Source organism: Bacteriovorax sp. HI3 (genome assembly GCF_059738875.1).
The window spans coordinates 1,172,190-1,194,114 of the sequence record NZ_AP026946.1; the positions used below are offsets into that span (position 1 = coordinate 1,172,190).

Genomic DNA, 21,925 nt, shown 5'->3' on the forward strand with positions numbered 1-21,925 from the left:
AAAAGACGGTTTATTAAATCGTTGGGATTCCGATAAGTTTGGGATGAAATGGAGCTCTGTTTTCACATTTATCTTCTGCCTCTTTCTGCTTTTCTCATGTGCTCATGAGGAGTTTAGAAGTCCTGCACAGGAAAGCGCGAAGCCGCGCCATGTGGTTTTTGATATCGATTGGACGATTGTCACTGAAGTGACGAGAGAGTCGGCCCTGGTGTCTAAGACGTCAAAGAATAAACGCATTATCGAAGTGCAAGGAAAACACTATTACATCAACGATGGATTAGAAGAATTTGTAAGCGAGATTCTCTCTCACCCGGAAATGAGAGTGTCTTTTTATAGCGGTGGGAAAAAATCAAGAAACGAAGAGCTACTTTCAAAAATCAAACTTAAAAATGGAAAGAGTTTAAAAGACATCGCTTATAAAATTCTAAACAACGAAGACCTGATTGATGTACCGGGTGCACTTCCTGAATGGCGCTTTTCAGAGAAACATAAAAAAGACCTCTCGAAAGTCTCTAAGGACCTGAGCGAGTTAATCATGTTTGATGACACTGCTCATTTTGTTTTTGAAGGAAGAGAGTTGCAAAGCAATCATGTGTTTTTTATTGGAACGTCCTTTGAGTATTTTGATAATTTCGAAGAAGCGCGCAATCTTTCAGGTGAATACATTCCAAAGTCCTATGAAGAATGGCTCCTGAATCAAAAGAAACTAGTTGTCCTCATGGGAGCTTTTAAAGAGGCCTATCAGGAAGCTGTGGATGGGAAGGTGAGTTTTGCCGAAGCGATGAAGCAAAAAGAAGAGCTTTTAAATTTAAAAGACCACTACTGGAATGAGCATTCCAGACGCTACTTTAAAATGATGGGAGGGAGGGCTCCTGTGCAGATTAAACTTCCATCCAATGATTGTCTCCAGGGGATGAGAGTCATCATGGGGTTATAGTTTTAGCCAGCCTACTGTTTGATTGAATTCCAATTCAAAGTAATCCATTGAAGGAGCAGAGTTAAAAAGCGCGATATTCACGCCTGTGTACTTTTCTGCTTTTGATCCCACTTTTTGAGTGTAGGCACTGTAAATAAGAAAGCTTCCGGTCGCTTTTTTTGTTTGTGGCACTTCAACAACATCCAGAGAGCGAGTGATAGTTAAAGCCTCACTGATCAGTTTTCCCTTGGCATCCAGAAAGTAATAATCAAATGAGTTCACACCTGGAGCAAAAGGAGAAAGCGTTGTGCTGGCACCATCGAATTTTTTAATCGGCCAGTCTTGTGAACGAGGGCCAGCGATAAACGTTTTAGTGTTAAGGATTTCTTTGAAGAGAGGATTGTCCAGGTATTCGTCCTTATGTCCGTTTTCCCAGTTGTTGAAACCAAAAACCATTTGAGCACCTGGAACGGGAGCTTCAATCTTAATGCGAGGATTAGTTTTTAGTTTTTTAACTGATTCAATATTTAAGAGACGAATCAATTTCGTCAGTTCCTGGTCGATGGCCTGGTCTTTTATTGCCAGACGAAGTTCGATAAGCAGGCTTCCTAAATCCACGAGGGATTTTTCATCCATAGCATATTTTTTCGCCAGCTTACTTTTTAGAGCTGATTGCTCAGCTGCCGGGAGTTTCTGGATAATGGCAGAGACCTTTTTAAAGGCCGTGACAAATGCTTCTAGTTCAGCGTTGTCGATTACGCTGATTGTTGCCGAACTTGTGCTAACAGCATCTCTTTGTTTCCCATCTTTTAAGTAAGAGTAAGAATCGATAAAACTTTTTGCCAGCATTAAAGCAGCAGCTTCCGCTGTAGCATTTTGCGGAAGATCGCTTAGTGATTCAAAAGGAAGTCCTGAGCTGAATTCTGCTTCTTCCGAAGCGATAGAGTAGGTCGATGTGCCTCTTAGCTCATAAAGGAATTCGATATTTGAAAGAAAACAAGCATCAAACCAAGTGATGTCGAGTTTCATTTTTAAATCTTTTAAAAGTGATTTTAATTCAGACACCGGCATATCGCGAAGACCTTCTGGGCCTTGTCCGTGTCCATAAATAACCAGCGCTTTTTTGGATTTTGGGTCTTTGAAGCTATTTTTTAAGAAAGCAATAATCTTTGCTTTAGATGGTCTGCTTTCTTTTTCACGGTAAGCCGACACATTTAAAAAGGCAGAGTTTTTAATACGGGAGATTTCTTTAAGATTGGCCTCAACATCGGCCTGGTACTCTTCGTTTTCTCGGGCACCGAGAAAAACAGTCGCCACTTCCCACTTGGTTTCTGCAAAAAGATTTGCAGAAACCAGAGTAAGAAAGAGAACTAATAGTAAATTACTTAATTTGCTTTGGAGCTTCATTGTCTTCGTCACCGTTGACGCCGAAAAGGTTATCTGAATCAATCTGCTTTGCTAAAGTCTGGTAGCTTACGAATCCGTTTCCAGATTGAGCGTATCCAAGAGCTTTTTCAAAAGCAATCGCCATAGCTTTGTTTGAATCAGGCATTACGTGGAAGTAAGTTGATAATCCGTTAGTGAAGATATCAAGCTTCTTTGTTCCTTTTGGATCTTTTGTCGTCGCTTTTCTATCGAAGTACTGAGTGTTGTAGTACTTGTATGATGTACAGCTATCAAAGAAGAAGATCTGGTATTTTTTCGTGTTGAACTTAATTTCTTCACCCAGGCTCGCTTCGATTGATTCAAGGTCAAGGTGTCCACCAAGTCCAGAGTGACCACCGTAAACCATTACAGAAGAGTTTTCGATTGCATCTTTATAAAACCAGTGGAACGCTAGTGAATCTTCATCGATTGCTGATGGACCGAAGAAGAAACGGTAAACGATTTTTCCCTTTGTAAGTGTTTCAACGAAAGGAGCAGCGCCGTTTTTAGTTTTTGCGATTTTGTTGATTTCTGTAGCTGTCCACTTCTTAGCTGTATAACCTTTCCCGATCAGATACTCTCTGAAGTCGCGGTAGTTTTCAGCGTTGATGTCCCCACTGTTAAGCGGGTTTCTTCCTTTCGAGTTATCGTCCATTCCAAATAGAACGTGGATGTTGATGTTGCCAGCTTCATCTGGAAGATTGTGATACTCAGGGTAAGTTAGTTTTGTATTTTCAAAACGAGCAACTTTCGCTTTTACGATAGAGTAGTCTTTATCTTTTTTTAATTTACAGCCGTCATTGTATGGGTTCCAGAAATACCAAAAGTCACCTTCTGACTGGTAGTGATCGTCTGTACATGGGTTGTGATCTCCTACGAAACCAGCAGCGTAGATTTTTGCCGGGTTGATTGCGAGAATAATATCGTAGGTAGTTTTTGGACCGTTTTCTAGAACAACAGTTCCTTCATAAGTGTACCCAATTTGATAGGCAGATCCTTTTTTGCCTAGTAATTGAACGTTAGAAATAGTGTGGTCACCTTTAGGGACAGATGTGTATTGAGCAACTGACATAGGTCCGATCGTGTGTTCAATCTGAGACTCAATCACTCTATTCATTGTTCTTGCGCTTGGAGCTTTCGTTCCTTCGTACTCAACAACTCCATTAAATGTCAGGACAGCTTCAGTTGAGTTGGATCCGACATAGAGTTTTTTCTCATTTTTTCTCTGCATAGAAGCTGAGAAGGCAGAGCTTGCAAGCAAGGCGGTAACAGAGGTCGCTAATAATAGTTTATTAAACATATTTTACTCCTGATTTCAAAGTTGGACGACTATACCAAGGATAAAAAAAATTTGGTTGATCCTGTAATTTCTACATAGACAAAAATCCGACTTGAACTACTATATATTGATATGACTTCTCTCTCTAGCTTGATCGAAAATCCTAAAAACAGCCGGTTTTTACTGGTATCTTGTTTATTCTCATTGCTACTTTTAGGAGGGTTTGTTTATGAAAGCTATAATTCTTACAAGACACAAATTCATAAGGCCGAGACAGAGACTGAGAACTTAAGCCGCGTCCTACAGGAGCATATTGATAGCTCATTTCATTCAACAGACCTGGTTCTTCTTGAGCTTCAGCACGTCATTCAAAGAGCAAGATCGGAAGGCGCAAAGTTTCCCAATGAATTTTTGAATAGATTGTTTTTAGAAAGAAGACTGAGGCTTCCTCAGGTAAGAAGTTTTAAAGCTATTGATAAAAACGGGAATTATCTTGTCGATGATGGCGGCCTGCAGAATTACAACAATATCCAAGACCGCGAGTACTTCCAATACTTAAAGAATAATCCAACGATTGAAATGCATATTTCAAAGCCTGTCATCAGCAAGACTAATCACATCTGGGTTGTGGTTGTCGCCAGAAAGATGCTCGACAAACATGGAAAGTTCGATGGATTAGTCATAGGATCAATTCCACTTTCTTATTTCAAAGGACAGTTCGAAAAACTTGACCTGGGAAAGGATGGGCTCATCGGTCTTTATGATATTAACCTGGTCACACACGTACGTATTCCCTGGTATGAGGAACAAGTCGGAAGGACTATTCCTCAGAGTGAACGCTATAAGCATTTTGTAAAAAGCGACGATTCACTTATTACGAGAGAGGCCCAATCTCCTGTTGATGGTGTGAAGAGAATTTTGACCATTAGAAAGCTCTCGCTTTACCCATATGTAGTATCAGTTGGTATTTCTGTTGAACAGGTCTTAAAGGAGTGGAAAAAACGCACCGTTATTTACCTTATTTTTATGGTGATGGTGGTCATTGGTTTTGCTTCTTTTCTTATTATGTATCTTTGGTCTCAATCAGAACTTGAGGCGCAAAGGCAACAAGCGATTCAGGCCTCTAAACTTTCTTCATTAGGCGAAATGGCCAGTGGAGTGGCCCATGAGATCAACAATCCGCTGACGATTATTTCGGCCCTGGCAACTCGGACTAAAAAGAATCTTCGCGACCCGAACATCCCTCTGGAAAAAAATGAGGAGAATCTCGAGAGAATTATTGCGACAGTTGATCGCATTGCTAAAATCATCCGCGGTCTACGCGCTTTTTCTCGTGATTCAAATGGCGATGCCTTTGCTCGAAAGCGCATAAGTGAAATTGTCGGCATGGCCCTTGAGTTATGCCAGGAGAAGTTCCGTGATAACGGTATCGAGATACAGTTAGAGCTTGGGGCGGAAGTCGAAATAGAGTGTCGTGAAGTGCAGATTGTGCAGGTTTTGGTAAACCTACTTAATAATTCTCTCGATGCTATCCAACAGCTTCCAGTTAAATGGGTGAAGATTTCCATCAGTGAGACACAAGAGAAAGTGGCCATTCATGTGACTGATAGCGGTTTAGGGATAAAAAAAGAAGTGGCCGATCAGATGATGCTGCCGTTTTATACAACCAAAGACATTGGCAAAGGAACGGGGCTCGGGCTATCTATTTCCAAGGGAATCATTGAAGCTCACGAAGGAAAGTTTTATTACCGTCGCGAGGACAGCCACACTAGTTTTGTTATTGAACTTAAAAAGTCTCTGAATAAAATTTGATTACGTTTTAGATTTCAATTGGCCACAGGCCGCCAGGATATCACTTCCTTTGGTTGTCCTCACCATCGTGCGCAGTTTGCGCTCAACCAGCATCTCTTTAAAGCTCTCGACCTTGTTTGTTGAAGGGCGCTTGTACGAGCTTCCAGGAAAAGGATTAAAAGGAATAATATTGATGATGGCCGGGCGATTGCCCAGAAGTCTTTTTAATTCATCGGCGTCTTCTTTGCGGTCGTTGAGTTCATCAATTAAAAGGTATTCGTAAGTGACGAATTGTCTCTTCATCAGGTCCAGTTCATCCAAAGCTCCCAAAACATCTTCCAGCGGGTAGTGCTGATTGATAGGGATGAGTTCTTTTCTAACTTCGTTAAAAGGTGAGTGCAGAGAAAGCGCGATATTAATCTTGGGAAAGTCCGCAAGTTTTTTCATGCCGGGTAAAAAACCGGCCGTTGAAAGTGTCATCTGACGAGGCCCTACACCTAGACCTAATGGCTCCATAAAAACGTTTATAGCTCTTAAAACCTCTTCGCTGTTGTGAAGGGGCTCACCTTGTCCCATGAACACGATATTGGGCGATATGGGCTTTTGTCCCAGCTCTTCTCGCAGGTAGTTTGCTGCGACTACATATTGACCGACGATTTCACTGCTTTTTAAATGGCGGGAAAGTCCCATGGTTCCGGTGTAACAAAAACTGCATTTCATGGCACATCCGACTTGAGAAGAAAGACATACCGTAAAGCGTTTGTGAAAAGGGATCAAAACAGTTTCCACTGTCTTTTGATCCGGAAAGCCCATGAGAAATTTTATAGTTCCGTCTGGAGACTTTGAAACTTGTTTAATTTCAGGAAGAGAAAAAGAAAAATTCCCTTCGAGGGCACTCAATAATTTTTCTGAAAGTGTTTTGGTTCTTTTGTTTTTTTTGTACAAGTTCTGCAAAATGATGGGAGCTAATTCCAGAGAGAAATCATTGGCACTTAAAAAACTTTTAAGGTCTTCTTGAGTTAGTGCATAGATTGAATTTTCTTTTAAGAGACCCATTCTTTATACCGATGCGGATAGTGTAAAAACCCTGTATAATTAAAAAATAAAAGTTATGGAGAAAATACTACTTATTGTAGACGACAGTAAAGAGATAATCGATGTTGTCACCACGATTCTGGGTGATTTGTTTGATAAAATTCTTACTGCGGGGAGCGTCCCCGAGGCCCAGAAAGTTCTGGAAGATACTGTTGTGTCTGTCATTCTCCTGGATATTAATCTCGAAGGCCGAAATGGCGCTGAAGTCGTGAAATTTCTGGTCGATAACCCTGACAATAAAAACAATGGATGTCCGGTGATTATCCTCAGCGGGATCATTAACTCTCAGTTTGCAGAACGCTTTGGAAGCCGTTTTGCCGGAGTGGTGATGAAGCCTTTTGATCACGACAAACTCCATGAAATGGTGAAGGCGATTAGCGAAGGAAAAATTGTTGAGCCAGAACCTGTCTATGACGATCTTCCGGATGTTAAGTGCGAGCTTCCATTTCCAATTCCTCAGCTAGAGCAGCGAGTGAATAAAATCATGGATCAAGTAAAAAAGAACACCAAACTCAAGCAGCTTTTTGCAGAGTTAAAAATCGACCGCTCGGCCGACAATTATATTATGTCTCACATTGGAATGCTTATTAACATTGCCACGGGGATCTCTATTAAGATGGAGTGGAATACTGAAAAGACACTGGAGAAATTCGTTTATGCAGCTTACCTGCATGATATGGCCCTTTCAGAAAGACCTGACCTCGCTAAAATTAAAGGTGGTTATTTTGAATTGGAGCTTTTAAAAGAGAAGCTCTCTCCACAGGATTTTAAGCTCGTTCTTGAGCATCCGAATATTGCTGCTAAAAAAATTGATGAACTCAAAGAGATCCCACCCGATGTCGGGATGATTGTCAGGCAACACCACGAGCTTCCTAAAGAAAATGGTTATCCTAATAAACTGGCGTACAATAAGATCACTCCACTGGCGACAGTCTTTATCGTCTCTCATGACTTGACTCATTTTATTATGGATCACCCAAAGTGGACGATGAAAGATTACATGGCCAAGGCGAAAATGAAGTTTAAAGGGCCGCATTTTGCAAAAGTTCTTTCCGCATTAAATGATCTGGCATAACCTTTAAGCATGTACCTAGATGTTCATGCCCATCAAAAATCAAACGATACGCAAATCCTCGTTGGTGTTCACACCAAAGCGGTTCATCCGTGGGAGTTGACCTTGCCGTTTGATCGCCAGCGATTTGATGAAAAGTGGGAAGAGGTAAAAGCGAGTGCCAAAGACATTGTGGCCGTCGGAGAGTGTGGTCTGGACCGCGTTCATGAAGGAATCGCTTCTATTGATGACCAGGTCTATGTGTTACTTAAGCATTTTGAACTCGCCCGTGAATTAAAACTTCCCATCATTATTCATTCAGTTCGCACGCACTCTGATCTCTTGGGGATTTTAAAAAAAATAAAATTTCAGCAACCCGTTATGCTTCATGCTTTTGGCGGCAATGAAAAAGAGATGCATGATTATCTGAAATACGATGTGACTTTCACCTATGGGAAGAGGATTTTTAAAAACGATTCCATGCTCAAGATCACTCCCTTAAAGAATCTGATGTTTGAAACCGGAGACCAGACGGAGTTTTCCATTGCTGATATTTACCAGCAGGGAGCAAAGAGTCTTGGAATGGAAGTGGAAAAATTAGAAGAGCAACTATACGCTAACTTCAAGCGGGTTTTTAACCAGCTCGACGATGTTAGTGCCTCTGACTTCATCAAGAATCTGAACATCCGCAAATCCCAGGGATAGATCCTTAATTTCATCGAAAAGATTTCTGCCGTGATGTGATCCTGGTCTCACTAAAAGATACGCGCGTCCGCCTGGTTTTAGTGAAAAGAGCACAGCTTTGATAAGGTTGTTAAAGTCACTGTCGATGAAAAAGCGGCAGCGGTTTTTAAATTCGTTGGGAGAGAGGAGTCCTTCACCTAAAAAGAAGTAGGGAGGATTGGAAATGATCACGTCGTAGTGTTCTTTAAATTCTTCATTCATTAACTCGGCATAGTTCATATTGAGAAAACGAAAGTGTGAGTCTTCAGTTTTGGCCTGGATGACGTTTTCTTCAAAGTGTGGAAGATAGACATCCTGAACTTCTAGGAAATCAATTTTTTTTAAAGCGCGCAGGTGAAAATTGAGCTCTAACCCCACGACTCCGCAGCCAGAGCACAAATCGAGAACCTTTAAGGTCTCAGGTTCCGGGTGAGAACCCAGTTTTAGGGCGACTTTCTGGGCAAGAAACACTGAGTCTAGCGAAAAACGGTAGTCCTCGGGCTGAGAATAGTCATAACTGTAGTGAGTATTTTTGATCATTCGTTTTTTATTATCTAAAATAGTGGAATGAATCAACAGGGAGTTTCGTTTTGGATGTCATGCAAGTGCTTCATATCCCAATCATTGCGCTGATTAATTTGGGATTTATTTATCTCTGGAACCTAAAAATGAGACAAAGGGCCATGAGAACTCCCAAAGTGTGGCTAGCGGCCCTTTTTGGCTCGCTGTTTAATGTTTGGGGGCTAGATGTCATTCAAAGAGATTTTGTGGTCGATTCTCTTCCCAATATGATCAAAGTAAGTGCCGGCTGCTGGCTGGTTTTTGTCATCGCTACCAATGCAAAATACCTGGTAATTTATGGTTGGTCTAAGCGCGATTTTTGGCTAGACTATGGCGGGGATTTGCTGAGCTTTATCTTGGCGGGAATCCTGATTTACGTTTCAACATAAGGCGGTTTTATGGCAAATGAAAAAGCACTTTTAGGGGCCGGATGTTTTTGGGGTGTGGAGCATATTTTCCGCACGATTCCTGGCATTGTTTCAACAGAAGTAGGCTACGCAGGTGGCACGACAAAAAATCCAACGTATCAGGAAGTCTGTACGGGCGCGACTGATCACGCAGAAGTTGTCCTTGTTGAATTTGATCCATCAGTGATTTCTTACGAAGGTGTGCTCGATGTCTTTTTCAGACTGCATGACCCGACGACACTAAATCGCCAGCACAATGATATTGGGACTCAATACCGTTCAGTGATTTTCACTTATTCAGAAGAGCAACTGCAAAAGGCCAAAGATTACGTGGCAAAGGTTGATGCCTCTCACGTTTTTAAAAATCCAGTCGTCACGCAAGTGATGATGGCGCCGGAATTTTTCACGGCAGAAGCCTATCACCAGGACTATTTAATCAAAAATCCTTCGGGATATATGTGCCATATTCTAAGACCGTAGGTACGATGGAAAATCTAAACGCTCTTTTTAAACTTCAAAGTGATAACCGCTGGGCCATGTCTCAGACGAGTGCTGCAGAAAGAAAAGATCTTCTCAAAAAACTGAAAGCTTCAGTTGAGGCCAGAAGAGAAGAGATCAAGGCTGCCTTGTATTCGGACTTTAAAAAGCCTTATCCAGAAAGTGAGCTGACAGAAATTCACACGGTGATTGATGAAATCAATTTTGCCGTTAAAAAACTGTCTTGCTGGATGAAACCAAAGCGCGTGGGAACTCCCATTGCTCTTTTTGGTTCTAAATCCTACATCCAATATGAAGCAAAGGGCGTGGTGCTGGTATTAGCGCCATGGAATTACCCTTTTGCCCTTTTGATCAATCCATTGGTCGCTGCCATCGCTGCGGGAAACTGTGTGATTGCCAGACCTTCGGAAAAAACTCCGGCAACAGGACTGATCCTTAAAAAAATTATTGATGAAGTTTTTCCCGAGACTATTGCCCGTGTGGTGATTGGAGAAATTGACCTGGCCGAAAAGCTTCTGGAGCTTCCGTTTGATCATATTTTCTTTACGGGAAGCACGCAGGTTGGAAAGAAGATCATGCTGGCAGCAGCAAAGAACTTAACTCCTGTGACTTTAGAGTTGGGTGGAAAGTCTCCAGTGATCATCGACCGCGAGGTGGATCTAAAAGACTGCGCAGAGAAATTGTTCTGGGGAAAATTTATGAACGGGGGACAGACTTGTGTGGCCCCGGATTACGTTTATATCCCGGAAGAGTTAAAAGAAAAATTTATTGAGCTTTTTAAAGAGCAAATCGAAAAACGCTTTGGAGAGACTTCTCTTGATCGTTTAAAGACTGAAGACTTTGCCCGCATTATTGACGTGAAAGCTTATGAACGTCTGGCGCAGAAGATTCAGGATGAAAAAAAGCTCTTGGCAGACCAGCCGTTAAAAGATGAACGTTATATCCCACCAACGTTATTAACGGACGTAAGTCTTAATAGCCCGATTATGGAAGATGAAATCTTTGGGCCGATTATGCCGCTCTTAACTTATAAGAACGTTGAGACGGTGATTGAGTACATTCAAAAGAACCCGAAGCCACTGGCGCTTTATGTATTCTCAAAAAATAAAAAGATGATTAAGAAGATTTTAAAAAGTACGACTTCTGGTGGTGCTGCCATTAACCACGTGGTTCTTCACCTGGCCAATCCTCATCTGCCTTTTGGTGGAGTGGGGCATTCGGGGCTCGGAAGTTATCATGGTGTGTTTGGTTTTAAGACTTTTTCTCACGAAAGAGCAGTCCTGCACCAAGGGCGATTCACTCTTTCAAATTTATACTTTCCCCCTTATTCGAGTTCATTGAGTAAGCTTGCTTTTAAACTTCTACGCTTTTTAGAGTAGAAACCGGAGACTTCATGCAAATTGTCCTTGTTGTATTATTAGTTGCTGTTTTATTGGGTGTGGCCCTTATTTTCTTAAAAGTTAAAAACCAAGACTTCAGTTTCTTAAAAGAAGAAATGAAGCCTCTCTCAGATAAATTAGTTCAGCTGGAAACTAATATGCTGGCCCGTTTTGAAAACCAGAAAGAAGTAACCAGGCTTCAGGTTTCAGAAATTATCGAAGAGAAATTTAAAAAAATTGCGGCCGAACAAAATAAGACGTCTCAGGAGATTATCGAGAAGTTTGGTAACTTCCAGCACGTCCTGACTCAACAGCTTGTGGCGGTTAACGAAAAGATGACTGGTGAACAGGTCGTGATGAAAGAGAAGATGACTCAAGACCTGGTGATGATGAAAGAGCGCATGACTCAAGACTTAGTAGGAATGCGTGAAAAGATGACTCAGGAACTTGTGGCCATGAGAGAGAAGATGGCCCTTGAGTTAACCAACACCAACGAAAAACTTACAAAAAGTATGCAGGATAAGCTTAATGAGATTTCTGACCGCGTTCGCGAGAACCTGGATCAAGGCTTTAAGAAAACCAACGAAACATTCACCAGCGTTATTGAGCGCCTGGCGAAAATTGATGAGGCCCAAAAGAAGATCGAGTCTCTTTCAACTAACGTTGTGTCCCTGCAAGATGTTTTAACGGATAAAAAGAGCCGCGGTATTTTTGGAGAGGTTCAACTTCACCAGATTCTAAGTTCTGTTTTTGGCGAGAAAAACGACAATGTTTATAAACTTCAGTTCTCACTTTCCACAGGTGTCATCTGTGACTCTATTATCTTCATGCCGGGGACAATGGGGAATATTGTTGTCGACTCAAAATTCCCGTTAGAAAACTACCGCAAGATGATCGATTTGAATTTTACAGAGATCGAAAGAAAAGAGTTCACGAAAGAATTTAAAGCAAACGTTAAAAAGCACATTAACGATATTTCTGAAAAATACATTATCCCAGGTGAGACAACTGACCAGGCGATTCTCTTTCTTCCAGCGGAAGCGATCTTTGCTGAAATCAATGCTTATCACCACGACATCATCTCTCACGCTCAAGGCAAGCGCGTCTGGCTGGTGAGCCCGACAACGTTTATGGCCACACTGACAACAATTCAGGTCGTGATCCAGAACGTAGAGAGAAGTAAGTACACCAATATCATTCACCAGGAATTAAACAAACTAGGTGAGGAGTTTGGCCGCTACAAAATCCGTTGGGACAAACTTGCTCAGCACATTGATAACGTTAGTAAAGATGTTAAAGACATCCATACGACGACAGAAAAAATCACTAACAGATTTGGACAGATTTCAAATGTTCAGATTGATAACCTGATTGAGTAGTTATGAGAAACCTAGAAAGCTACATTAACGAGTATTCTGAGTCACACCAGAACCCGACTAATATCATGATCCACAAGATTTGTGTGCCGGCGATTATGTTTAGCTTACTTGGGATTTTAAAGGCGCTTCCTGTGCCTGCGAGCTGGCCTCTGTGGCTTGATTGCAGCACGATTTTTATCCTTCTTTCTTTTATCTATTACGCCACTTTTAAAAACATCAGAGTGATCGCTGCTATTTTAGTTTTAGTGATCCCGATGATGCTCATTCTTGAACTCATGAGACCGCGCTTTCTTTTGATCAGCCTAGGGATTTTTATTGTGGCATGGATCGGGCAGTTTATTGGTCACAAAATTGAAGGGAAAAAACCGAGCTTTTTTAAAGATTTATTTTTTCTTTTAATAGGCCCGATCTGGACCATGAATACACTCCTGGGCCAGATCGGAATTGATCTTAAAATTAATAGTGCCAAGGATACTTAGTAAAATCCTTAGGTCTCTTTTCAACAAACGAGTTGCGTCCTTCAAGGGCCTCTTCAGTCCCGTAAGCTAAGCGAGTGGCTTCACCGGCAAAAAGCTGCTGACCAACTAAACCGTCATCAATCATATTGAAGCCGAACTTTAACATTCTCATTGCAGTTGGTGATTTCGAGTTCATTTCGCGTGCCCATTCAAGAGCGACTTTTTCTAGTTCATCGTGAGCGATAACAGCGTTAACCATTCCCATCTCAAAAGCTTCCTGAGCAGTGTAGTTTCTTCCCAGGAAGAAAATTTCACGTGCACGCTTTTGTCCCACCATGCGGGCAAGGTAAGCTGATCCGTAACCAGAGTCGAAGCTTGCGACGTCCGGGTCAGTTTGTTTAAAGATGGCGTGCTCTTTTGAAGCAAGAGTCAGGTCACACACGACGTGAAGACTGTGGCCTCCACCTACGGCCCATCCAGGAACAACGGCTACAACTACTTTTGGCATAAAACGGATTAAGCGTTGCACTTCAAGAATATGCAGACGTCCTAAGCGTGCCAGGTCAACTTTGTTATTGCCTGTGCCGTTATGGTCTTGTCCTTCGTATTTGTATCCATCTTTTCCACGGATGCGTTGGTCCCCACCTGAACAGAAGGCCCATCCGGCATCTTTTGGTGAGGGGCCGTTTCCAGTTAAGAGAACAACTCCAACGTCAGCAGAGATGCGCGCGTGCTCAAGGGCCGTGTAAAGTTCATCAACAGTCTGCGGGCGAAAAGCGTTTCTTACTTCCGGACGGTTGATTGCAATTCTCACTGTGCCTTGGTCTTTAGCACGGTGGTAAGTGATGTCTTTAAAATTGAAGCCAGGGATTTCATTCCATAGGTTCGGGTCGAAAATGTCAGATACTTTATTTGTCATTGGTTGCTCCATGGTAACTCATTCTGATAGTTAGATTTTGTGAATTATGTTCATCTGATTCGATGTCAGTGAGACCGCTATATTGAACTAAGGTGCGGTCGCTGTCTTTGTAGTCCATCATGATTTCTCGAAGAATAGCGCGCAGGACCCAACTTGAAACAGTGAAGGCAAAACGGCTATGACCTTCAATGACACCTTTTTCTTTTTCCAGGTTAAAAGTGTAGGCCTCTGTTTTTTCCGGAATCAAGAGCTTGATGCTGGCCTCTTTTGTATCGTAGTGCTTGATAACAAAGTTGTGCAGACCCAGTGCTGAAACCATCGTAGACTCATATTTAAAACTTTTAGCGTTGATGCTGCCAGTTTTAGTGTTTGTCGTTTTGATCATGACGTTTTGTTTATGAATATCAAAATGCACTTCTGTTTTTTCATTGAAACGATGATCAATAAGAACGGTCTCCGGAACATAGAGGTCTTTAGAGAAGTCGGCCTTTAGCTCGGCAATGAGTTTTCCGTCGGTTTGTGTGTATTTAACCTGAACTTCATTCCATTCACCCAGAGGTGATCTTCTGACCTGTTGAGTTTCGATAAAGATCAGCTTTTTATCCTTATCAAAGGCTTCACCTTTAATGGTGATCTCATCTGCCAAAAGCGCAGTGCTCACCAAAAGTAGAATGTGGATGAAGAGAGTTTTAATCATTAATATCCCTTAACCTTTTTAGAAATAAAAAAGCAAAGAGGGAAGAAAACCAACCAGCAGGCCCCGTGAATCATGTAATAGACTCCAAAAGGCTGATACAGGCTTAGAAGCATGAATTTAGCACCAGTGATATAACTCACAGGAGCAAAAAAACCTCCGACAATAACCTGGGCCGGGATCTTGTTTCTGATTAAAATAAAAGTGTAAGAAATCGTTGTGGCAAAAAGAAACCAAATCCCTAAAAGCCATGCAGGAGGAAGTGTTCCGAGAAGTGGGTTGTTGAAAGTCAGGATACCCGTTTTAAAAAGAACTGTATCCAGAATGATACCAACGAGAGCAATCAGAGTTACTTCGATAGCATCTTTTTTCTTGTTAATAGAAACGCGCAAGAAATGGATGGCCATAACCAGAGCGAAAACAACCCAGCCAATAAGTGGTTGTCCTTTCCAGTTAGAGATAAGCATGGCCCACCAAGCGACGTAGAAAGCAAAAAAGTTAATGAACACAGATTTTTTTGTCAGCATTTTTTTTCCAGGTTATGGGCTATTTGATCCAAATTCTTTTTGGGTCTTTGTGATCGACCGGCCAGGTTTTATAATCAGTTTGTTGATTTAAGCTTACAAGTAAGTTGTGGACGATAATTTCTGTGTCTTCGAGACTCCAGAAATCTTCAGCAAAAGTCGACTCTGTTGTGAGCGCCAGTTGCTGGGCAAGGGAGTAGACCATTCCACTCATTGGCGGGATAAGGAGCCCTTGGGTGTTTAAGACGCCTTGAAGCCTTGATAAAACACCTTTTCCACCCACTGCGTGCATTGTGATTAAAACGGCCGCAGACTTACCAACGAAGACATCAGAAGCTTCAAACTCCGTTGTCGCTTCCAGGAAGTACTGCATCGGGCTCCCCCAACTGTCCCAGTAAGTTCCGCTGGTAAAAATAAAACCGTGGGCCTCTTGAAGTTTTTCTTTTAACTCAGGAAGTGAGATTTTTTTATCCATGAACTCGTTGAGTTCAACAACTTCACATGAAGTGCTTCTGTTTTTTAAGTGCTTTCTTAATTCAGTAATTAAATGTTCAGTGTTGCCGGATTTTCCAGTGAGACTTCCGTTTAAGATAAGAATCTTTTTCATGCAAAAATCTCCTGAGAGTTTTCAAAGAAAAGTCTCAAATGGGTTTCATCTTCTTCCTGAAAATCTGGTGTGTTGAGTTTGTGGGCCGCTGACTTCGCCTCAAGAGGCATTTGCCACCATTCTAGAAGTTCAGGGAAAACTTTTGTCTCCAGCTTTTCATCTGTTCTGGTGAAAGCGGACTTAAAGCACTTAAAAAGATGAATCACGTAAGCATTCATGTCTGAAACCACGTAGTCGAATTCAGATTTAAATTGTGAATCTTCTTTAAGCGATTTTTTTAAAAGCGGCTGATCGTAGACTTTATCCACGAGTGAATAAAAACCTAACTGTCCTTTTAAGCTGTATTCACTGTTAAAGAAATGATCTGCATGGTGAAGATCGTGAAGCACGAAACTTAAAGGATCGCGCGAAGAGAGAACCAGTTGGTCGATCTCTTCGTGTTTTACTGTGAGAGTAATGCATCTGGTGTTTTTTACCTGCATGCGAAGAAGCTCTCGAGGACTTGGGATATGAGTGAGCACTTCAATCTTCCATGTGCCCTGGGCCCAGTTAACCATCGTACGATTGACGGCCAAAGGTATGCCTTTTAAGTTGAAGTATTGAAAAAGTTCGACGGCGCTAATGCCTTCGAGTTTTTGTTTTTCCCATTCCGTTAATTGAAAACTCTCAGGAATAAGATCGAGCAGTTTTTTTCCTTCATGAGAGGGAGTGAATTTTTCTTTTTTTTGCAGCCAGTTCTTTTGGTGGCGGACTCTTAGAAACAATAAAATATAGAGTGTGCAAAGTTCAAAGGGTGAGAGTCCGCGTTCAAGGAGAGCATCAATATTTTTAATCAGGGTGTGCCTGTGCGGGGCCAAAAAGCTTTCGGCCATCAGGACTTTTTTGTAGGAACCCTGGCGGTTTTTCATTGTTTAACCATTTGAAATTAATAGAGAAAATAAACCTTATTAACTCGCTCAAGTTTAGCCTTAAAGACGCCGATAAGTCCACTATGAAAAGCCTAAATACCATTACTTTTCTTTCGCTTTTATCACTGGGGTTTCTTGGTGTTACTCGCTCTTACGCCGAGGAAAATACCCAGGAGGCCGGTCATGAGATGATTAAAAATCTCCATGACGTCACTACCATTAACCAGGAAGTTAAAGCGGCCGGAACTCTTCCAGCTAAATGCCCGGGGTGCGCCGAGAAAGAACCTGATTTAAAAGTGACGCTTGATAAAAAGAGTGTTGATTTAGGAAAACCATTTTACCGCCGCGATAATGAGCCTTATGTGGTTTTTATCAAACGCACGAGTGAAACACCGGCGAAGGTTGATCTGCCATTTAAAAATAACTACAGAACGTGTGCAAAAACTTATTTTGGTTCTAACCCGTACAACGGTTCAATCATTATCGATTGTTTAATGTACATGACTCAATATGTGGATGAAGAAATTTCACTTAATTTAAAAAATCTTCCCAAGCTTAAAGCAGGGGAAGAGGATTTGATTGAAGTGAAGTTTTATAAGAGGGATATCAACTCAGATAAATACCGAATTGAAGTAAAACATTTTGGCGAGCCTTCCAGCAAAGAAGAAGTCGATAAAAAGTTTTGGGGAAGCGGCTACAATGTCAGCTTTAAGGAAGCAGAAAAGAAATAGATGAAGGACCAGAAGTACAAGAATATTATCCTGGAGCTTTCTCTCATTTTAAATGAGCTGCAAAAACCCATTCAAATTCTCGATTCAGTGAAATGGTCAGAAGGTGTTGAAGACTTTCTGGTTAAAAATAAATTCAAAGAACTTCCCGAAATTTCCTACGACAATCGCCCGTTAAAGTATGATCCGCTTAAAAAACTCCAGGAGTTTAAAGAGCTGCGTTTGAAAATCCAGCGCGAGCTCGGAGCAAACGATCCATTGGGATTGATCATGACGAGAAACTGCATCCAGTATGAGGATGTCATCCGCATGCTGATGGCCAGAGGAAAGAGCGATTTTTACGATTATTCAAAAAAGCTTTATGGCAGTGCTAATGAAGTTATGGGCGACGGTAAAACGAAACTCAGTGACCTGGCCCATGTGATGAGCGGACTTTTAAATTCACTTGATGAAAATATGCTGGGAGAGAGCCTGGAGCGTACACTCTCTTCAGAGCAAGTGGTCGGTGAGCTTAAAATCCGTTTAGGTGAATACTTTAAAGACGAACGCATAAAAGTTAAACTCTCCGACGGGATTATCTCTGATGCGTCTGCCGGGTCTGACTATATTAAAATTAAAAGTGATTTGAAGTTTTCGAAAAAGGACCTGGATATTTTTGAAGTTCATGAAGGATGGGTTCATTTAGGGACAACTCTCAATGGACAAAACCAGCCTTACGCTAAATGGCTTGCGAAGGGGCCACCGTGCTCGACGGCGACACAAGAAGGCCTTGCGGTAACGATGGAGCTCTTTAACTTTGCCATGTTCCCAAGAAGAGCAAAGAGGCTAAACGATCGCCTTGTGGCCTGTCAGATGGCCGAAGACGGAGCGGATCTTTTAGAAGTCATCAGGTTCTTTAAAGATAAAGGACAGGAAGATTACCAGGCCGTTAAAAACGCCGGCCGTATTTTTAGAGGAGCGCCTATTACAGGCGGATCTCCTTTCACTAAAGACATCTCTTATTTAAAAGGCTTCGTTATGATTTACAATTTCATGCGTATGTCGATTAAAGAAGGACGAGCGGACCTCATTCCATTTTTATTTGCCGGGAAAGTGACGTTGGATGAGCTTCCGGTATTAAAAGATTTTCATGACGAGGGTGTGATTACCCTGCCAAAATATCTTCCACCACAAATCAAAGACCTCAATGGTCTGGCGATCTGGATGGCCTTTTCTAATTTCTTAAACCGCATGAAACTGGAAGATATGTTCCAGGAGAAAAAGAATTTAGAAGTGACCAATCCATTTAAAAAGATTGCTTAGGCCTTCGGGATATCTGTTTCAGCGACCCCAGGACAATTTTTAAATCGTTCCATGAAGTTTACTAAATCCGGGTGCTTTTTAATGTCATACATTTCTCTAAACTCCAGCCAGTAAAGCAGAGAGTAAAGACTCATCGTCAGGAAGTTCCAGTCTTTTGCCGGCTCCTGAGTTTTTGCCCATGGAGTAATCAGGTTTAGAAGGGAAGGCAGGCGCTCTTTTTGGCGCTCGATAAAGTAGTGGTTGCCAGCATCAATATCAATGCCGCCTTTTCTTAGAGAAAAAAGATTTACAGCGCTGGCCAGAGTCGTATCAATGGCCGAAAGAATATTCTCTTCTTCAATCGTAAGTGGCTTAAGGCCTTTCTTTTTTGTAATGTAATTAAACATCACGCGCGAGTCATAAATCGGTTGGTCTCCATCGAGCATCATGGGAAGCTGGTTGAAGGGATTGATCGCCTTTAAGTATTTATTTCCTTCTTCTTCAAAGTAATTTACTGGTCTGAATTCAACGCTTTTATCCTCCCATAGCAGCAGGCGGATTTTTCTAACGTAAGGTGAAGTGAAAGAGCCGATTAATGTAAGTGCCATAAGTCATTTTCCTTTAAAGTGTGGTATGATAAAGCTACTTTTTAACATTTAAGAAATCAATTGGATTATTATGGACTGTCATTGGTTTAAGGCCAATCATTGCCGCTCTTGTGGACTTCTGGATCTTTCCTATCAGGAGACACTGGCGCTTAAAGAAAAGAAGCTACAAGCGCTTTTTTCAGGCACAAAATTGGAACTAATGCCGACGGTAGGCGTCTTGGCCGCGGAAGGTTCGCGAAATAAAGCAAAGTTTGCGGTCTTTGGTGAGTTAGATCATATTCAATTTGGGATCGTCGACGGTACACTCCAATTTAAAGACCTGGAAGAATGTCCTCTGCACATGCCAGGCATGAATGAGCTGCTGCCGCATTTAAAGTTAGAGTTAAAACAATTTAAAATTCCACCTTACTCGCTGGCAGATAAAAAGGGAGAGTTAAAATACTTAATTCTCTCCAAGACTCAAGGGCGTGAAGAGTTTCTTCTGCGTTTTGTCCTGCGCTCAAAAGAATCGCTGGATCGTTTAAGAAAAATGACGGCGGAGCTTTTAATAAAGTTTCCGGCGATCAAAGTGGTGACGGCCAATATTCAGCCGGAACACAAAGCAGTGCTTGAAGGTGATGAAGAGATTGTCCTGACGAGCGAGCAAAATATCACTCACGTTTTTGGTGATGTGACTTTAAGCCTGGGGCCTAGAAGCTTTTTTCAAGTCTCGCCGGAAATCGCTGGCAAGCTTTATAAGGCCGCTGGAGATGTGGTGCGCGATTATAACATCCAGTCGTTTCTGGATCTTTATTGTGGCGTAGGGGCCTTCTCATTTTTTGCCGCTCAAAATGCAGAGCGTGTATTTGGGGTGGAGATTTCCAAAGAGGCGATTGAGTCGGCCAAGAGTGCGGTTGCTAAAAATAAAATCAAAGGTGAGATTGGTTTCGAGGCCCTTGATGTCGAAGCGTTTTTAAAGACCCAAGGGGCTGCGTACGAGGCCATTTTGGTGAATCCTCCACGCCGTGGGCTCAATGAAAATATTGTCAAGAGCTTGCTGAAGCTTGGCCCAAAAGTGATTATATACTCGAGCTGTAATGCAGAAACGCTGGCCCGCGATTATGAAATGATGAAAGAGCATTACACGATTTCACGCGCGCAAATTTTCGATATGTTTCCCTATACGGAACACTTTGAAACGCTGGTGGTTATGAATTATAAAGGCGCTTGATTTCAGTGATAAGCAGCTTCTCATTGAAAGGCTTATTAAAGAAACGATTGTTGGGATTTGTCTTATAAAATTCAGCGAATTCCGGATAGTCTTCCAGGTCTCCACCAGAAAAAAGAAAGAAAGGAATATTCTGACGGATAGAGTTGAAGTGATATAACTCTCCACCTGAAGCGCGTGGCATTTTATAATCTGAAATGACTAATTGAAAATCGCTGTCCTGATTCAGGATGTCCATTGCTTCATGTCCATTCGATGCAGTTGTGATCTCGCAGTCTACTTCGCTAGAGATCAGCATCTCGAATAAATCGAGTAGCATTTCTTCATCTTCAACAATCAGGATTTTAAATCTTTTCATATTATTTTCTTTTTTTAATCTATCGGAATAAAGTAGAGTAAAGAGAAGACTACCAAGATTAATTTAAACTTAAGAAAGTTTAGGAATTATATGGATAACCTAATCAACTATTATCTAAACAAAGATCCATTAGAATCATTTTCCAGTTGGTACAATGATGCCAAGAAAGTAGAACAAAATCCAGAGGCAATGACTCTCTCGACAGTTGATACTTTTCACGGCCGCCCAGATTCAAGAACTGTACTTTTTAAAGGTCTTTCAGAGGGAAAACTGACCTTTTATACGAACTACAAAAGCACGAAAGGGCGCGAGCTAGAGGTCAACAATGAAGCTTGTTTATTGTTCTACTGGCACGTTTCGAAGCGTCAGGTTCGTATTCAAGGAACTGTCAAGAAAATGGATGAGGCCAGTTCCCGCCGTTATTTTCAGTCCCGCGACAGACAAAGTCAGTTGGCTTCTTATATCTCAGAGCAGAGTTCTCCGATTGCTGATAAAGATGCTCTAATGAAGAAATTGGAAGAAGCGACCAAAGCATTTGATGGAAAGGATATTCCACTGCCCGCAACGTGGGGAGGCTTTTATTTTGAGCCTTATGAATTTGAATTTTTTGTCTATGGAGATTATCGTATTAACGACCGTTTCCTTTTTACAAAACAAAACAACGATTGGATGATCACTCGTTTACAGCCTTAGGAAGAGATTTATGAACGCCAACAGATTTACCGTTGACCCAGTCATTGAGCAAAACTCAGTTTTTATTGCCAATTTGGGTCTTAGTACTATCTTTTTAAAAAATGATAAAGAGAACCCTTGGTTCATTCTGGTTCCCAGAAAGACAGGTGCAGTCGAGTTGGTGGATTTGAGCCACGAAGAACAAACAATGCTGATGGAAGAAATTTCGATCGTCTCGGAGTTTTTAAAGTCGCACTATCAGCCGCATAAATTAAATGTCGGCTCCCTTGGCAATATCGTTCAGCAGCTGCATATCCATGTCATTGCCAGATACCCTACAGACAGAGCGTGGCCGGGACCCATTTGGGGATCACCGACCACGATTGAATTTGATGAACTTGAGCTTGAAAACTTAAAGTCGAATTTTTCTGAATACGTCGAATAAATCTTATAACTT

At 41.7% G+C, this 21,925-nt stretch carries 25 protein-coding genes; 14 read left to right on the forward strand and 11 right to left on the reverse strand.

Annotated elements, in window-relative coordinates:
• Positions 1–43 precede the first annotated feature (43 nt).
• The gene (locus AC6JA8_RS05875) at positions 44–937 is read left to right on the forward strand and encodes an NIF family HAD-type phosphatase (RefSeq protein WP_497976209.1); all 894 of its coding nucleotides are present in this window, start codon (positions 44–46) and stop codon (positions 935–937) included.
• Here AC6JA8_RS05875 and AC6JA8_RS05880 read toward each other — a convergent pair.
• Both AC6JA8_RS05880 and AC6JA8_RS05885 read right to left on the reverse strand, forming a co-directional pair.
• Complete coding sequence (locus tag AC6JA8_RS05880) at positions 932–2,323, reverse strand: clostripain-related cysteine peptidase (RefSeq protein WP_497976210.1); 1,392 nt, start codon at positions 2,321–2,323, stop codon at positions 932–934. The two genes, AC6JA8_RS05875 and AC6JA8_RS05880, sit on opposite strands and share 6 nt — an antisense overlap.
• Positions 2,298–3,641: a hypothetical protein gene (locus tag AC6JA8_RS05885; protein ID WP_497976211.1), complete on the reverse strand. Its 1,344-nt coding sequence runs from the start codon at positions 3,639–3,641 to the stop codon at positions 2,298–2,300. Before AC6JA8_RS05885 ends, AC6JA8_RS05880 begins: the two co-directional genes overlap by 26 nt.
• A 183-nt stretch (positions 3,642–3,824) precedes the next feature.
• Between AC6JA8_RS05885 and AC6JA8_RS05890 the strand changes: the two genes are divergently transcribed.
• On the forward strand, positions 3,825–5,432 hold the full coding sequence (locus AC6JA8_RS05890; protein WP_497976212.1) for an ATP-binding protein: 1,608 nt from the start codon (positions 3,825–3,827) through the stop codon (positions 5,430–5,432).
• On the opposite strand, the gene rlmN is transcribed toward AC6JA8_RS05890, so the two are convergent.
• Positions 5,433–6,467 (reverse strand): dual-specificity RNA methyltransferase RlmN, encoded by a 1,035-nt coding sequence (gene rlmN, locus AC6JA8_RS05895; protein WP_497976213.1) that lies wholly within the window; start codon positions 6,465–6,467, stop codon positions 5,433–5,435.
• A gap of 55 nt (positions 6,468–6,522) precedes the next feature.
• Between rlmN and AC6JA8_RS05900 the strand changes: the two genes are divergently transcribed.
• Positions 6,523–7,581: a response regulator gene (locus AC6JA8_RS05900; protein ID WP_497976214.1), complete on the forward strand. Its 1,059-nt coding sequence runs from the start codon at positions 6,523–6,525 to the stop codon at positions 7,579–7,581.
• A gap of 9 nt (positions 7,582–7,590) precedes the next feature.
• Complete coding sequence (locus AC6JA8_RS05905; RefSeq protein WP_497976215.1) at positions 7,591–8,262, forward strand: TatD family hydrolase; 672 nt, start codon at positions 7,591–7,593, stop codon at positions 8,260–8,262.
• On the opposite strand, the gene AC6JA8_RS05910 is transcribed toward AC6JA8_RS05905, so the two are convergent.
• On the reverse strand, positions 8,167–8,820 hold the full coding sequence (locus AC6JA8_RS05910; RefSeq protein WP_497976216.1) for a methyltransferase: 654 nt from the start codon (positions 8,818–8,820) through the stop codon (positions 8,167–8,169). The genes AC6JA8_RS05905 and AC6JA8_RS05910 overlap by 96 nt on opposite strands.
• A 50-nt stretch (positions 8,821–8,870) precedes the next feature.
• On the opposite strand from AC6JA8_RS05910, the gene AC6JA8_RS05915 reads away from it, so the two are divergent.
• The 5 genes from AC6JA8_RS05915 to AC6JA8_RS05935 are packed head-to-tail and all read left to right on the forward strand — an operon-like array spanning position 8,871 to position 12,983.
• Positions 8,871–9,230: a hypothetical protein gene (locus tag AC6JA8_RS05915; protein WP_133566724.1), complete on the forward strand. Its 360-nt coding sequence runs from the start codon at positions 8,871–8,873 to the stop codon at positions 9,228–9,230.
• Positions 9,231–9,239: 9 nt separating this feature from the next.
• Positions 9,240–9,728 carry a peptide-methionine (S)-S-oxide reductase MsrA gene (gene msrA / locus AC6JA8_RS05920; RefSeq protein WP_497976217.1) on the forward strand — a complete coding sequence of 163 codons (489 nt, stop codon included), beginning with the start codon at positions 9,240–9,242 and terminating at the stop codon, positions 9,726–9,728.
• A gap of 5 nt (positions 9,729–9,733) precedes the next feature.
• Entirely contained in the window at positions 9,734–11,125 is a 1,392-nt protein-coding gene (locus AC6JA8_RS05925) for an aldehyde dehydrogenase family protein (protein ID WP_497976218.1), read from the forward strand.
• A 14-nt stretch (positions 11,126–11,139) separates the two neighbouring features.
• Positions 11,140–12,504, forward strand: a complete 1,365-nt coding sequence (locus AC6JA8_RS05930) for a DNA recombination protein RmuC (protein WP_497976219.1) — start codon at positions 11,140–11,142, stop codon at positions 12,502–12,504.
• A 2-nt stretch (positions 12,505–12,506) separates the two neighbouring features.
• Positions 12,507–12,983 (forward strand): Mpo1 family 2-hydroxy fatty acid dioxygenase, encoded by a 477-nt coding sequence (locus AC6JA8_RS05935; protein ID WP_497976220.1) that lies wholly within the window; start codon positions 12,507–12,509, stop codon positions 12,981–12,983.
• Here AC6JA8_RS05935 and AC6JA8_RS05940 read toward each other — a convergent pair.
• Genes AC6JA8_RS05940 through AC6JA8_RS05960 form a run of 5 tightly spaced genes read right to left on the reverse strand, consistent with a single transcriptional unit; the run spans position 12,961 to position 16,614 of the window.
• Positions 12,961–13,881, reverse strand: coding sequence for a 1,4-dihydroxy-2-naphthoyl-CoA synthase (locus AC6JA8_RS05940; protein WP_102242879.1), 921 nt, complete (start codon positions 13,879–13,881; stop codon positions 12,961–12,963). The two genes, AC6JA8_RS05935 and AC6JA8_RS05940, sit on opposite strands and share 23 nt — an antisense overlap.
• On the reverse strand, positions 13,871–14,578 hold the full coding sequence (locus AC6JA8_RS05945; protein ID WP_497976221.1) for a hypothetical protein: 708 nt from the start codon (positions 14,576–14,578) through the stop codon (positions 13,871–13,873). The genes AC6JA8_RS05940 and AC6JA8_RS05945 overlap by 11 nt, the downstream gene beginning before the upstream one ends.
• Entirely contained in the window at positions 14,578–15,102 is a 525-nt protein-coding gene (locus AC6JA8_RS05950; protein ID WP_497976222.1) for a DUF2878 domain-containing protein, read from the reverse strand. The genes AC6JA8_RS05945 and AC6JA8_RS05950 overlap by 1 nt, the downstream gene beginning before the upstream one ends.
• 19 nt (positions 15,103–15,121) lie before the next feature.
• Positions 15,122–15,706 (reverse strand): flavodoxin family protein, encoded by a 585-nt coding sequence (locus AC6JA8_RS05955; protein ID WP_497976223.1) that lies wholly within the window; start codon positions 15,704–15,706, stop codon positions 15,122–15,124.
• Positions 15,703–16,614 (reverse strand): hypothetical protein, encoded by a 912-nt coding sequence (locus tag AC6JA8_RS05960; protein WP_497976224.1) that lies wholly within the window; start codon positions 16,612–16,614, stop codon positions 15,703–15,705. The genes AC6JA8_RS05955 and AC6JA8_RS05960 overlap by 4 nt, the downstream gene beginning before the upstream one ends.
• A gap of 83 nt (positions 16,615–16,697) precedes the next feature.
• Here AC6JA8_RS05960 and AC6JA8_RS05965 point away from each other — a divergent pair, with 83 nt between their 5' ends.
• Positions 16,698–17,345 carry a hypothetical protein gene (locus tag AC6JA8_RS05965; RefSeq protein WP_497976225.1) on the forward strand — a complete coding sequence of 216 codons (648 nt, stop codon included), beginning with the start codon at positions 16,698–16,700 and terminating at the stop codon, positions 17,343–17,345.
• Positions 17,346–18,644, forward strand: coding sequence for a peptidase MATCAP family protein (locus AC6JA8_RS05970; RefSeq protein WP_497976226.1), 1,299 nt, complete (start codon positions 17,346–17,348; stop codon positions 18,642–18,644).
• On the opposite strand, the gene AC6JA8_RS05975 is transcribed toward AC6JA8_RS05970, so the two are convergent.
• On the reverse strand, positions 18,641–19,231 hold the full coding sequence (locus AC6JA8_RS05975; protein ID WP_102242886.1) for a glutathione S-transferase family protein: 591 nt from the start codon (positions 19,229–19,231) through the stop codon (positions 18,641–18,643). The two genes, AC6JA8_RS05970 and AC6JA8_RS05975, sit on opposite strands and share 4 nt — an antisense overlap.
• 70 nt (positions 19,232–19,301) lie before the next feature.
• Here AC6JA8_RS05975 and rlmD point away from each other — a divergent pair, with 70 nt between their 5' ends.
• Positions 19,302–20,441: a 23S rRNA (uracil(1939)-C(5))-methyltransferase RlmD gene (gene rlmD, locus AC6JA8_RS05980; RefSeq protein WP_497976227.1), complete on the forward strand. Its 1,140-nt coding sequence runs from the start codon at positions 19,302–19,304 to the stop codon at positions 20,439–20,441.
• Here the strand turns inward: rlmD and AC6JA8_RS05985 are convergent.
• Positions 20,419–20,796: a response regulator gene (locus tag AC6JA8_RS05985; RefSeq protein WP_497976228.1), complete on the reverse strand. Its 378-nt coding sequence runs from the start codon at positions 20,794–20,796 to the stop codon at positions 20,419–20,421. The genes rlmD and AC6JA8_RS05985 overlap by 23 nt on opposite strands.
• A gap of 90 nt (positions 20,797–20,886) precedes the next feature.
• On the opposite strand from AC6JA8_RS05985, the gene pdxH reads away from it, so the two are divergent.
• Positions 20,887–21,489, forward strand: a complete 603-nt coding sequence (gene pdxH, locus AC6JA8_RS05990) for a pyridoxamine 5'-phosphate oxidase (protein ID WP_497976229.1) — start codon at positions 20,887–20,889, stop codon at positions 21,487–21,489.
• A gap of 10 nt (positions 21,490–21,499) precedes the next feature.
• Complete coding sequence (locus tag AC6JA8_RS05995) at positions 21,500–21,913, forward strand: HIT domain-containing protein (protein WP_497976230.1); 414 nt, start codon at positions 21,500–21,502, stop codon at positions 21,911–21,913.
• Positions 21,914–21,925 lie beyond the last annotated feature (12 nt).